The organism is Mesorhizobium zhangyense, from assembly GCF_011045115.1.
GTDB lineage: Bacteria > Pseudomonadota > Alphaproteobacteria > Rhizobiales > Rhizobiaceae > Mesorhizobium_M > Mesorhizobium_M zhangyense.
The window spans coordinates 142,966-155,327 of record NZ_JAAKZG010000008.1 but is presented as its reverse complement, the minus strand read 5'-3'; the positions used below and the strand labels follow the sequence as shown (position 1 = coordinate 155,327).

The following is a 12,362-nucleotide window of genomic DNA, read 5'->3' as shown; positions in this document are numbered from 1 at the left end:
TTACACCTGCAGGATGGACGAAACGAGAAGCTGCGTGTAGGGCGCGCGGGGATCGTCCAGCACGCGGTCGGTGAGGCCGGTTTCGACGACGCGGCCGTCCTTCATCACCATCATGCGCTGCGACAGGAGCCGCGCCACGGCGAGGTCGTGGGTGACGACGATGGCCGCCAGTCCCAGATCGGTGACGAGGCCGCGCAGGAGATCGAGCAGGCGCGCCTGCACCGACACATCAAGGCCGCCGGTCGGCTCGTCCATGAAGACGAGGCGCGGGCCGGTGACGAGGTTGCGCGCGATCTGCAGCCGCTGGCGCATGCCGCCGGAGAAGGCGCGCGGCTGGTCATCAATGCGGTCCTCGCCGATTTCGACGCGGCCGAGCCAGTCGATGGCGGTCGAGCGGATGTTGCCGTAGTGGCGGTCGCCCACCGCCATCAGCCGCTCGCCGACATTGGCGCCGGCCGAAACCGTCATGCGTAGGCCGTCGGCCGGGTTCTGGTGGACGAAACCCCAGTCGGTGCGCATGAGAAAGCGGCGCTCCGCCTCGCTCATACGGTAGAGGTCGCGCCAGGTGCCGTCGCGCATGCGGTAGGCAGCGGTGCCCGATGTCGGCATCAGCCGGGTCGACATGCAATTGAGCAGCGTCGTCTTGCCGGAGCCGGATTCGCCGACCACGGCCAGAACTTCGCCCGGCCAGAGATCGAAGGTGATGTCCTCGCAGCCGACGCGCGAGCCGTAATATTTCGACAGGGAGGTAACGCGGAAAAGCGGTTCGTCGGTCATTATTCTGCCTCTCGGCTTTTTTCGAACGTTTGGTGCTGCCCCTCACCCTTACCCTCTCCCCGTAAAGGACGGGGAGAGGGGGGCGTCAGCGTTGGGGCTTCCTCCTCCCCATCCTTACGGGGAGAAGGTCCGGCAGAAGATGAGGGGCTGGCGCGGCTTTCATTTTCCGGAGCCATATGTCCCCGATGCCCATCTTCCCGCCGTTTCTCGCAGTGGTCGGTATCCGAGCAGACGAACATATGCCCGCCCTTGTCATCAAGGATGACCTCGTCGAGATAGACCTGCTCGGCACCGCAAAGCGCGCACGGCTGGTCGAATTTCTGGATCTCGAAGGGGTGATCCTCGAAGTCGAGGCTGACCACTTTCGTGAAGGGCGGAACGGCATAGATGCGCTTTTCGCGGCCCGCGCCGAACAGCTGCAAGGCCGGCGACATGTTCATTTTCGGGTTGTCGAATTTCGGCGTCGGCGACGGGTCCATGACATAGCGGCCCTCTACCTTCACCGGGTAAGCATAGGTCGTCGCGATGTGGCCGTGGCGGGCGATGTCCTCGTAGAGCTTCACATGCATCAGCCCGTATTCTTCCAGCGCGTGCATCTTGCGCGTCTCAGTCTCGCGCGGTTCGAGGAAGCGCAGCGGCTCCGGAATCGGCACCTGATAGACCAGGACCTGCCCGGCATGAAGCGGCGCTTCGGGAATGCGATGGCGGGTCTGGATGATGGTCGCCTTCTCCGTCTCCGTGGTGACGGCGACGTCGGCGACCTTTTTGAAGAAGGCACGGATCGAGACGGCGTTGGTGGTGTCGTCGGCGCCCTGGTCGATGACCTTCAGTATATCGTCCGGCCCGATGATCGAGGCCGTGACCTGCACGCCGCCGGTGCCCCAGCCATAGGGCATCGGCATTTCGCGGCTGGCGAAAGGCACCTGATAGCCGGGAATGGCGATGCCCTTCAGGATCGCCCGGCGGATCATCCGCTTGGTCTGCTCGTCGAGATAGGCGAAGTTGTAGGTGGCGATATCCGTTGCCTGGATGTTCATTCCGCGGCCTCCCGGGTTTCCTGATCGTCGCCGCGTTTGCGGGCTTCATGCTCGGCGCGCATGCCGCGCACGAGGCCGAGTTCGGCCTGGAAATCGACATAGTGCGGCAGTTTCAGATGCTCGACGAAGCCGGTGGCCTGGACATTGTCGGAGTGCGAGATGACGAATTCCTCGTCCTGCGCGGGGGCAACGACATCTTCGCCAAACTCGCGGGCGCGCAGCGCGCGGTCGCATAGCGACATGGCCATCGCCTTGCGCTCGGATTGGCCAAAGACCAGCCCATAGCCGCGCGTGAACTGCGGCGGCACCTTGGCCGAGCCCTTGAACTGGTTGACCATCTGGCATTCGGTGACGCGGATGCGGCCGAGCGGCACGGCGAAGGGCAGTTCCGGCACATCGATTTCAACCTCGACCTCACCAATGCGGACTTCGCCGACGAAGGGATGGCTGCGACCATAGCCGCGCTGGGTGGAATAGGCGAGCGCCAGCAAAAAGCCCTCGTCGCCGCGCGACAGCGCCTGAAGGCGCAGGTCGCGCTCCAGCGGAAACTCCACCGGCTCGCGCGTGAGATCGCCGGTGACGTGGTCTTCCGGCAATTCGCCGTCGCTTTCGATCAGCCCTTCATGGGCGAGGATTTCCGAAACGCGCGGCATCCAGCCGGCTTCGGCCTCGCGCCGTTCCGGTTCGGCCACCGGCGTGCCAGTGGCGATTTCGGGATCGAGCAGGCGGTGCGTGTAATCGAAGGTGGGGCCGAGAAGCTGGCCGCCGGGCAGATCCTTGTAGGTTGCGGAAACGCGGCGCTCGACCTGCATGGCGGCGGTGTCGATCGGGAGCGTATAGCCAAAGCGCGGCAGCGTGGTGCGATAGGCGCGGACGAGGAAGATCGCCTCGATCATGTCGCCGCGGGCCTGGGCGATGGCGAGGGCTGCCAGTTCGCGATCGTAGAGCGAACCCTCGGCCATGACGCGATCGACGCCGAGCGCCAGTTGCTCGACGATCTGGTCGAGGCGCAAGGCGGGCACGGAGCGGTCGCCACGCCGACGGTCGGCGAGAAGCTGGTGCGCGTTGGAAATGGCGGCATCGCCGCCCTTTACGGCCACATACATCGGTCAGGCCTCCATGGTCTTGATGCGCGTGGTGCGCGGCAGGCAGGCGATGCCTTCGGGTGCTGCCAGGATGACATCGACGCCACGCGGGAAACGGGCGCGGTTCTGCTTCCATTGCTCGACGAAATGGCGCGGCAGCGGGGTTGGCGCGAGCATCGCAGCCTTCTCGATGCCGGGGCCTTCAAGCAGCAGGTTTTCGCCCGAGGACAGGCTGGTCACCTGCAGGATCAACGTGGTCGAGCGGTCGGGATATTCCTGCGTGCCTTGCGCGAAATTTTCGAGCGCGATCAGTTCGGCCGGGCTGGAGACGAGCGCAAACTGCGCATCTGCCGGCGTGTGGGCAAGCGGCGAGCCGCTGTGAAAACCGAGCCAGTGTTTTGCGGCGGCAGAGGCCTGCAAGGCAGGATCGAGCCAGAGCGGCGTGTCGTTGTCGCAGAAGGTCAGCGCCACGGCACCGGCGACCGGCGACAACGGTGCCGGCGGCACGGTCAGGCCGCCGCAAGGCTGGATGGTGCCCGGACGGGCCATGGCGTCCATGACGGCGCGGAACACCGCCTGTGCGTCGAAGACCGGATTGGCGAAACCGCCATCGATTGCCTGCGTTTCCATCAATCCTCTCCGCGTACCATGGTGAAGAAATCGACCTTCGTCGCCGCCGTCTCGGCGCGGCGCGTCTCGTCGGCAGTTGTCTGCTCGGCGCGCAGCGGCTCGATGATGCAGGCTTCGATCTCGGCACGGCGCGAAGCATCCTGCCAGAGAGCGTCGGCGATGGCTGAAAGCAGCGCTTTTTCCTTGTCGCGGCCGAGCGCATAGGCATGGCCGACCGCGCCACCCTCGACCCGCACCGTGGCGCGGGTGACGGTCGCCTCGCCGAAATTGAATGGTGCGCCGCCTCCGCCGATGCGGCCGCGTACGGTGACAAGGCCGGTTTCGGGGCCGCGAAGCTTCTGCGCGTCGCGCGGCAGGCCGGCCTGCACCCACAACGCCTTGAGCCTTTCGCCCGGAGCATGGGAGAGTGCCGCCATCGCCGCCTTGCGGCCCGCCGCCTCTTCCCTTTCCTGCCGTCTGTCTGTTTTCATCGTCCGGTCCGCCGTTGCAAAATTTGTCTATTGCTCTATACAACCATACAAATTATACTCTCTTTCTAGCGCCTGTCCATGACGGTGCGATGACGGGGTGAAAAAATGGGTCCGGAAGACAGTCAACTCGGTATGGAGCGGCGCAGCGGGGTCGCGCTGTGGCGGCAGGTCGCCGACCGCATCAGACACGGCATCGGCGGCGGCACGCTCGGCGACGGGCACAAGCTGCCGCCGGAAATCTGGCTGTCCGAGCATTTCGGCGTGAACCGTCACACCGTGCGCGCGGCAATCGCAGCGCTGGTGCAGGAAGGCGTGCTGCGGGCAGAACAGGGCCGCGGCACCTTCATCGAAAGCCGCAAGCGCCTCGCCTACCCGATCTCGGCGCGTACGCGCTTTTCAACAGGCATGCAGCATCAGACGCGCGACCGGCGCGGCATACTCCTGGGGCATCAACAGGAGGAAGCCAGTGCGCGCGTGGCGGAAGCGTTGGCGCTTGAACCAGGCGCGGCGGTGCTGCGGCTTGAGACAGTGAGCGAGGCGGATGGACGGCGCGTCGGGCGTGCGACGGGCTGGTTCGATGCCGTGCGCTTTCCGGGTTTCGAGAAAGCCTATGCCGAGACGGGCTCTATCACATTATCCTTCGCGCGCTTTGGCGTGAACGATTATCTGCGCCGCTCGACACTGGTCTCGGCGCGCCATGCCGATACTGACGACCTGGAGAACCTGAAACTGTCGCCCGGCGCGATCGTGCTGGTGGCAATCGCTATCAATGACGATCTCGAAGGGCGGCCGATCCAGTTTGCTGAGACGCGTTTTGCCGCGGATCTGGTGGAGCTGACGGTGGAGACTTGAGGGATAGGGCGCACGCTTTCGAAGCTGGCGCTGCCCCTCACCCTTACCCTCTCCCCGTAAGAACGGGGAGAGGGGGTCGTGGACGTTGCGGCTAACCTCTTTCCTTCCCGTCGTTACAGGGAAAGGATGAGGCTCCCACGTTGAAGTCTCCCTCTCCCCGTTCTTACGGGGAGAGGGTAAGGGTGAGGGGCAGCTCTGCCTTATCGCCCGAGTTGATCTACCCTCTACCGCTCCATCACAATCAGCGTCGACGTGGCACTTGCATAAAGTTTGCCGTCGCGGTCCATCAGCTTCGCCTCGGAAAACCCGGCGCGGCGGCCGAAGGAAAGCACGCGACCTTCGGCGCGCAGCAGTCCGGTGTCCTTGGTGATTGCCTTGTGATAGGCGACCTTCAGTTCCAGCGTCGAATAGGCTTGGGTGGCGCTGAGCTTCGAGTGGACGGCGCAGCCGCAAGCCGAATCGAGCAGCGTCGCTGCATAGCCGCCATGGACCATGCCGATGGGATTGTAGACCGACAGGCTGGGCGTGCCTTCAAAGACGGCAAAGCCGTCGTCGACCTGGACCAGCCTGAAGTCCAGCGTTTCGGCAATCGGTGGGCGCCCTCCCGAGGCGATCAGCGCCCGAAGCTGTTCGAGCCCGGTCAGGCCCGGGCCCATTTCGGCTGCAAGGTTCATGATGGAAGGCTCCAATGGAAACTGTCACTAGGTTTGTCGAGATTCAGGTCAGGACGCGCCGAAAATGATGGTCTTCGAGAACCGGAGCGGAGCGTACGTTTTGTACGTGAGCACCGGAAGCGCAGAAGACCATCATTTGCAGGCCGTCATCACCTGAATACGACAAACCGAGCGGTCAGTAATCCTTTTCGTAGAAGACGCCAAGGCTGGAATCGCCGCCGGTGCCGACGGCGCCGCGCGCCTTGAGATCCTTGGTGATGTCGAGATTGATCGTGCCCTTGGTCGAGCCTTCGGCACCCGCCTCAACGCCGAGATAGATGTTGTCCTGGATGTAGCGGCCGGCGCGCACGGCGGCATTGCCTTCGCTGTCGGTGACGACGTCGAGATCATCCAGACCTGTCGCGCCGCGCAGGCTGCCGATCAGCGAATTGTTCGAGCCGCCGGCGAGTTCTGCCGCCGCAGCGGCAAGCTGCGCAATCTGGAAGGCGGACAATTCGCTGATGCCGCGATTGAAGATCAGGCGCGCCAGCACCTCGTCCTGGGGCAATTCTGGCTGCGACGAGAATTTGACGTCGATGTCGGAGGCACGGCCGCTGACGGTGATGAAGACGGTGATGTCGGAGCCTTGCGAGCGGGCGACGAAATTGAGGAACGGGTCGAGGTCGCCGACAAGCGTCACCGAACCCTCGTCGAAGGTGATGCGCTGGCCGAGGATGCCGAGGCGGCCACGAATGAGATCGAAACCGCCGACCGGCTGGATGTTGGAGACCGGGCCAGTGAGGCGCAACGATCCGCCAAGTTCGGCATCCAGCCCGCGCCCGCGCACGAAGATGCGGTTGGGCGCGTTCACGCTGATGTCCAGCCGCACGACGCTCGGCCGGCCGGTCGGCGTCGGCGTGCCGTCATTGGCGCGGGCGCGCTTTAGCGTCTCGGCAACGGCCTTCGATGGGTGGATATGCTTGACGTCAAGCGCTGCCGCGCCGCCGGCAAAGCTTTCCGGCACGGTGATTTCGGCGCGCTCGACATTGATCGTGCCGGACAGAAGCGGATCGCGCGTCAGCGGGCCGGTGAAGGCCAGCGCGCCGCTGACGGTGGCGACGACGAGGTTGCCGTCGGCATAGCGGGCCTGGTTGAGCGTGACGCGGATATCGGCCGGGAAGTTTGCCGCCGCATTGAGCGAGACCGTGCCTGTCGCACCGATCGAACCGCCGGCGGCGAGGTTGGCCGAGACGTTGCGGAGCGTGACGCGGTCGCCGTCGATCGTGCCCATGACCGCGATGGAGCGCAGGCGCGTGTTGCTTTCGGGGTCGACGAACTCCGCCCCTTGCGTCGAGAACATGCCGCGGATCGCCGGCTGCTTGAGGCTGCCGGACACTGTGGCATTGACCTGAAGCGTACCGCCCGCCTGCGCGCCGCGATCGGCCAGGAAGCGGTTGGCGAGCGCCAGCGGCGCCTCGCCCCGGACCGAGAGATCAAGGCCGTTGCCGGAAACCGGGAAACGTCCATTGGCCGAGACCGTCAGGCCCTGCGGGCCGTTGGCGGTTGCGGATGACAGCGTTAGCACCTTGTTGGCGAAGTTGCCGGATGCGCTGATTTCCAGTGGTGCCGCACCGGCCGAATCGAGGGCTGCCGCGCGTACGCCCGCCCCGCGCAGATTGAATGAGGCGGCGGGATTGGCGAGCTGGCCGGTGACCTTGGCCGAACCGGAGATGTTGCCGCCAAGATTCTGGCCGGGCGCCGCTGCGTTCAGCACCGCCAGCGGGAAGGATTCCAGCCCGATGTCGAGCGCCATCGCGCCCTTGTCGAGCGGCACCACGCCGCTGGCCGTGGCGCGCAGGCCTTCCGGGTTGGTCACAGCGGCTTTCAGGTTCAGCCGGTTGGCGCTCGAGGTGCCGTCGGCATCGAGATTGATCGAGCCAAGCCCTGCCTGGCGGAGTGCTGCGGCAGCGATGGAGCGGCCCTGGACGTTAAACTTCACGTCCGGGCTGGCGCGGGTGCCGCCGATATTGGCCGTGCCGTTGACGGTGCCGGCCAGCGCCAGATCGGGCTTGATGGCATTGGCGATGGCCAATGGCAGATTGGCGATGTTGACCGCCAGATCGAGCTTGTCGGCAATCTCGCCACGCGCGGTGACGCGGCCGCCGCCGACATCGAGCGCGACGTTGTCGATGGTAATGGTCTGGCCGCGCATCTGGATCGCCGCCGGCTGGGTCAGGCGGGCAGCGAGACTGCCTTGCGTCACATCGGCATTCTGGAGCGCCAGGCGGTAGCCGCCTTCGATGGGCGTGAGCGCGCCGCCGGTGGAGACCTTGGCGCCATTGTCGAGCGCTGCGTCGGCCTTGAAGTTGGTGGTCTGGCCCTGCTGCTGGGCTGTGGCCTGCAAGGTGGTGACATTGATGCCGCCGGCAGAAAGTTTGCTGGCGTTGAGCGAGCCGTCAGCGATCGGCACGTTGAACAGGTCGGCGACCCTGGCATTGAGATCGGCCTTGCCGAGCTTGACCGTGTCGACGGCGAGGTCGTTCACGTCGGCGCGCACGGTGGCGTTCTGCTTGCCGTCCTGATGGCTGAGCGCGATATCGGCGTTGACCGCGCCTGTCGCTTCCTTGAGCAGGAGTGCGGCAGCCGTGGAAACATCGGGCGCTGCCAGCTTCAACTTGCCGTCGAGCAGTCCGGCCTTGTCCTGAGTCACGTCGCCGGTAATGCTCGCACCGCCGGCGGTGAATTTGAGATCGCCGAGGCGCTTCTCGTTTTCCGTGACGGCGACTGCCGAGGCCAGCTCTATGCGCACGCCATCGAGGAAGGCGTCGCCCATGATCTGGCCGTTGAGGTCGCTGTTCTGGAGCGTGCCTTCGAAGCCGAGCACGGCGTTCTTGAGATTCTTGCCGACCAGTGCGCCGGTCGGAACCTCGGCGCCGAAGGTCAGGCCGATGAGGCCGTCGGAACCGTTCGCCCTGCCCTTGGCGGTCAGGCGGCCGGAAGCCTTTTCTGAGACCAGCGCCAGATCGCTCAGCGCGAGATCGAAGTTGAAATCGGCGGTTCCCGTGGCGAAACGGCCATCGGCGGTCATGCTGACCTGATCGTTGAAGATGCGGAACTGGCGTGCCACCAGCCCGGTCTCGCCGCGCGCAACGCCGCCGGTCAGGCGCGTCTGGCCCTGGAGCAGATTGTCGGCCGGCGGGCTGTCGATACCGAGGCCGTCAGCGGTGCCGTCGAGAGCAAGGTCGAAGCCGCCGCCGATCGGCGTGACCGTGCCCTTGGCGGTGAGATCGATCGCGCCCGAAAGCTGTCTTCCGGCAAGGCTGGAGAACGGGGCCAGCGCATTGGCCTTGAGGCCGATATCGCCCTTGAAGACATAGTCGGCAATGTCGCCGGCAAGCGACAGGGCAAAGCCGTTGGCCGCGACCTGCGCCTTGGCAAGCTTGACCGGCGTGCCGGCTGTCCATTCGCCGCCGACATCGAGCTTGATCTCCTTGCCGAGCGCCTCGGCAACGTCGGCGCGCTTGGCCTCGATGCCGGAAACGCCGCCATTGGCCGCGAAAGTGACATGGCGCTGCGCCGGGTTGGACAGGTTCTGCGCCAGGCCGGACAAAAGGATCTCGACCGATTTCGACGAGAAGGTTTCGGTGGCGAGATCGTCGACCTTGATGGCGCCGGACCATTGATCGCTGCCGCTGTCGCCAAAGGCGAGCTTCACATTGGCGCGCTGCACGGTGTTCTGGCCGGGGATCGGCAGCAGCACCTTTTCGGAGGTGCCGTTGTCGATATTGGCGTCCAGCGTCAGGCGCTGCAGGAAGTTGTCGGCGGTCGTCTCGGCGGCAGCCTTTATTTTCAGGGCAGCGCTCTCCAGGTCGAGGTTTTCGAGCAGGACACCGCCAGCGTCGCGGACGAGGCCCGAGGTCTGCAGCGTCGTGTTGGCGCCGAAGAAGTCGCGGAAGCGCGGCGAGATCAGCCGGGCGATCGGGCCTTCGAGATCGGCGGTGAAGGCAAGGCCCTCGCTCTGCCGGCGCAGCTCGGTCTTGCCGGTCAGCACGCGCTGCTGGTCGGCATCGAGCGTCAGGTCGAGATCGAGGTCGGAAAGCGGTCCCTTGCCCAGCAAGGCCAGCGCCATAGGCGGACGGCCCTCGACGCCGAGCAGATTGGCGACGATGCCGTTTGCCGGCTCATTGAGCTTCAGGTCGAGATTGAGGATCTGGTCGGCATTGGCGTAGGTCGTCGTCAGCGCCAGCTGGCCGCCGGGACCGTCGAGGCGGGTGACGTTCAGCGCGGTGTCGAGCGAGCCGCCGGCCAGTTGAAGACGCCCGGTGATGCCCATCTCGGAGGCGAGGCCGAACAGGTCCTGGCCGAAGACGACATGCGGCACTTCCAGCGCGCCGAGCGACACGGAGACCGGCAGTTCCGGTATCTGGAAACTGCCCGCTTCAGGAGCCGGAGCGCCCTCGTCCGGCAAGGGCTTGCGTATGACATCGATGCGGTCGGCTGCCAGCCGGTCGATCGACAGGCGGCCAAGCAGAAGTGCCGAGCGCGTCCAGACGATGCGGGCATTGGTGATTTTCAGCCAGACGCCCTGGCGGTCGGCAATGGTGATCTCGCCGATGACAGCGTCAGACGAGAGCACGCCCTGGATGTTGTTGATGCGTATCTGGCGGTTTGGCGTGGAGAGCTGGTCTTCGAGCAGGCCCACCAGATAGGAGCGGTCGGCCTGTTCCGAATCCTGCGCGACGGCGGCCGTAAGCGCGGTGAAGAAAAGGGCGATGGCCAGAAATATCCGGGTCAAAACGCTTGTCCTATTCCAACATAGAAGGCGACGCTCGGATCGCCGTCGTGGCGATTGAGCGGCACCGCCGCATCAAGCCTGATAGGGCCGAGGCCGGTCAGGTAGCGCAGGCCGACGCCGGTGCCGACGCGCAGATCCTCCTGAAATTTCGGGAAGGAATCGGCGCCGACATAACCGGCATCGACAAAGCCGACGACGCCGATCGAACTGGTGACGCGGGCGCGCAGTTCGGCCGAACCCTCGATCAGCGAGCGCCCGCCGATGACGTTGCCGTCCGGCAGGACGACGCCGATGTTGCGGTAGGCATAGCCGCGCACCGAGCCGCCGCCGCCGGCGAAGAACAGCTTGTCCGGCGCGGCCTCCGAAATCGGCGAACCGACGAGGCTGCCGATTTTCACACGGCCAGCGGCAACGATGCGGTTATCCTCGCCGAAGCCGTAATAGGCCCGGCCTTCGGCGGTGAAGCGGGCGACGGCATTGCCGTATTTGATCTCGTAGAAGGGTTCGAGAGTGGTCTCGAAATAATAGCCCTCGGTGGCGTCCACCTTGTTGTCGCGGCTGTCATAGATGAGGCCGCCGACCAAACCGACATTGGCGAAATCGCGCCGGCCGAAAACATCGTCGTCGAAGCGCGAGACGCCGCCGGCTATCGCGGCCCGGCCGGAAAGCTCGTCGGTGAAAATATGGGTGAAGCCGACCTCGGCATTGATCGAGGTGCGGGTGTAGGGCTCCAGCACCTCACGGTCGCCGATGAGAGAAGCGACGAAATCGGTGTCGGGCGTATAGACGCCCGGCTTGGTGAAGATCGCGCCGACACGGTAGGTGAAGTCGCCCGGATCGAGTGAAGCGCCCATGCCGGCAACCTTCGCTTCAAGCCGCAGGCGCTCGGCCTTGCCGAACAGGTTGCGGTGCAGCCAGTAGGCCTCGATGCCGGCGCCGTCGACCGTGGAATAGCTGCCGCCGACGCCGAAACGGCGCGGCAGGCGCTCCTGCACGATGAGGCTGATGGGCAAGAGCCCGTCATTTCCGATCTCATCGCCTTCCTGGAAACGCATGGCGCGGAACACGTCGAGGCGGCCCAGCCTCTTGCTGGCGCGGTCGAGATCGTCGGGATCATATTCCTGCCCCGGCTCCAGGCCGGTCATCCAGGCGAGGAATTTCGGATCGATGCGCTCGGTGCCCTGCACCTCGACGGGCGCGTAATACGCCTTGCGGCCGGGATCGACGGTCAGCGTCGCATCGACGGTATTGTCATCATGTGCCGCCTCGACGCGGCGATCGGCGATCTTTGCCTTGGCGTGGCCCTGCTGGCGCCAGGCCTCGACGGCAAGCCGCTCCGACTGGAGGATGACGCCGGACTTTGCGATCTGGCCCGGCACGAAACCTTCGTCCTCAGGCTGCTTGACCTCGTCCTTGCGCTCGACCGGCGGCGGGGCGCGATTGATGATGGCGGTTTGCCCGAACATGAAGGTCGGGCCGGGATCGACGCTGACACTGACGGCTACCGGGTCGGGCAAGGTCGCATCCGGCGGCAGGTCCGCCGCTTCCTGCCCGCCAACCTTGATGCTGATGGTGCCGCCATAGCGGCCTTCGCTGTAGAGCGCTGCCAGCAGGCGGCGATAGTCGCCGCGCGCCTTGGCGAGCAGGCCGGAGACGCCGGACGCCGGCTTCTCGCGGTCTTTCCACAGGCCGGATGTGTTTTTCAGCTTGGTTGCGATGTCTTCATTGTCGCCGGAGACGGTGAAATCCACGGAATAGTGCTGCGGCTCGCCGATGACGTCTTCGGACTCATCGACCTTCTTGCTGCCCCACAGCTTTATGCCGAAGAGCTCGAAAGCCTGCGCCGGCGTGGCCATGCCGGTGGCGAGGCTGATGCCGATAAGCAGGCAAAGGCCCCGCGAAGTCCTGGAAAACACAACTCTCACTCAAGCTCCTAGACGCGGTCGAATAGGCCACACGCACCAACATCAGCGCGCCTCGAAAAGCTCTCCGCCCCCTAGAGAATGTTACTATTGTAAGGGAATGTATTGGGGGAAGAAACCCTTGGCGGCCGTGCGATCCTC

General features: G+C 65.1%; 9 protein-coding genes. 1 reads left to right on the top strand and 8 read right to left on the bottom strand.

All coding sequences use genetic code 11. The features are described from left to right. Genes phnK through phnG form a run of 5 tightly spaced genes read right to left on the bottom strand, consistent with a single transcriptional unit; the run spans position 1 to position 3,999 of the window. Complete coding sequence (phnK, locus tag G6N74_RS19350; RefSeq protein ID WP_165119585.1) at positions 1–777, bottom strand: phosphonate C-P lyase system protein PhnK; 777 nt, start codon at positions 775–777, stop codon at positions 1–3. Further along, the gene (locus tag G6N74_RS19345; RefSeq protein ID WP_246245814.1) at positions 777–1,814 is read right to left on the bottom strand and encodes an alpha-D-ribose 1-methylphosphonate 5-phosphate C-P-lyase PhnJ; all 1,038 of its coding nucleotides are present in this window, start codon (positions 1,812–1,814) and stop codon (positions 777–779) included. Before G6N74_RS19345 ends, phnK begins: the two co-directional genes overlap by 1 nt. Beyond that, the gene (locus tag G6N74_RS19340; protein WP_165119584.1) at positions 1,811–2,920 is read right to left on the bottom strand and encodes a carbon-phosphorus lyase complex subunit; all 1,110 of its coding nucleotides are present in this window, start codon (positions 2,918–2,920) and stop codon (positions 1,811–1,813) included. The genes G6N74_RS19345 and G6N74_RS19340 overlap by 4 nt, the downstream gene beginning before the upstream one ends. A gap of 3 nt (positions 2,921–2,923) precedes the next feature. Beyond that, entirely contained in the window at positions 2,924–3,529 is a 606-nt protein-coding gene (phnH, locus tag G6N74_RS19335) for a phosphonate C-P lyase system protein PhnH (RefSeq protein WP_165119583.1), read from the bottom strand. Continuing rightward, on the bottom strand, positions 3,529–3,999 hold the full coding sequence (gene phnG / locus G6N74_RS19330) for a phosphonate C-P lyase system protein PhnG (RefSeq protein WP_165119582.1): 471 nt from the start codon (positions 3,997–3,999) through the stop codon (positions 3,529–3,531). The genes phnH and phnG overlap by 1 nt, the downstream gene beginning before the upstream one ends. A 105-nt stretch (positions 4,000–4,104) precedes the next feature. Here phnG and phnF point away from each other — a divergent pair, with 105 nt between their 5' ends. Then, on the top strand, positions 4,105–4,851 hold the full coding sequence (gene phnF, locus G6N74_RS19325) for a phosphonate metabolism transcriptional regulator PhnF (protein WP_165119581.1): 747 nt from the start codon (positions 4,105–4,107) through the stop codon (positions 4,849–4,851). Positions 4,852–5,075: 224 nt separating this feature from the next. Here phnF and G6N74_RS19320 read toward each other — a convergent pair whose 3' ends face one another. The 3 genes from G6N74_RS19320 to G6N74_RS19310 all read right to left on the bottom strand — a co-directional run bounded on the left by G6N74_RS19320 (position 5,076) and on the right by G6N74_RS19310 (position 12,155). Next, positions 5,076–5,525, bottom strand: a complete 450-nt coding sequence (locus G6N74_RS19320) for a PaaI family thioesterase (protein WP_165119580.1) — start codon at positions 5,523–5,525, stop codon at positions 5,076–5,078. Between the two features lie 175 nt (positions 5,526–5,700). Then, positions 5,701–10,299 (bottom strand): translocation/assembly module TamB domain-containing protein, encoded by a 4,599-nt coding sequence (locus G6N74_RS19315; RefSeq protein WP_165119579.1) that lies wholly within the window; start codon positions 10,297–10,299, stop codon positions 5,701–5,703. Beyond that, positions 10,296–12,155 carry an autotransporter assembly complex protein TamA gene (locus G6N74_RS19310; protein ID WP_165119691.1) on the bottom strand — a complete coding sequence of 620 codons (1,860 nt, stop codon included), beginning with the start codon at positions 12,153–12,155 and terminating at the stop codon, positions 10,296–10,298. The genes G6N74_RS19315 and G6N74_RS19310 overlap by 4 nt, the downstream gene beginning before the upstream one ends. Positions 12,156–12,362 lie beyond the last annotated feature (207 nt).

Coding starts and splice junctions, on each gene's coding strand:
- phnK (WP_165119585.1), bottom strand. CDS start 777: ATGACCGACGAACCGCTTTTCCGCGTTACCTCCCTGTCGAAATATTAC.
- G6N74_RS19345 (WP_246245814.1), bottom strand. CDS start 1,814: ATGAACATCCAGGCAACGGATATCGCCACCTACAACTTCGCCTATCTC.
- G6N74_RS19340 (WP_165119584.1), bottom strand. CDS start 2,920: ATGTATGTGGCCGTAAAGGGCGGCGATGCCGCCATTTCCAACGCGCAC.
- phnH (WP_165119583.1), bottom strand. CDS start 3,529: ATGGAAACGCAGGCAATCGATGGCGGTTTCGCCAATCCGGTCTTCGAC.
- phnG (WP_165119582.1), bottom strand. CDS start 3,999: ATGAAAACAGACAGACGGCAGGAAAGGGAAGAGGCGGCGGGCCGCAAG.
- phnF (WP_165119581.1), top strand. CDS start 4,105: ATGGGTCCGGAAGACAGTCAACTCGGTATGGAGCGGCGCAGCGGGGTC.
- G6N74_RS19320 (WP_165119580.1), bottom strand. CDS start 5,525: ATGAACCTTGCAGCCGAAATGGGCCCGGGCCTGACCGGGCTCGAACAG.
- G6N74_RS19310 (WP_165119691.1), bottom strand. CDS start 12,155: ATGGCCACGCCGGCGCAGGCTTTCGAGCTCTTCGGCATAAAGCTGTGG.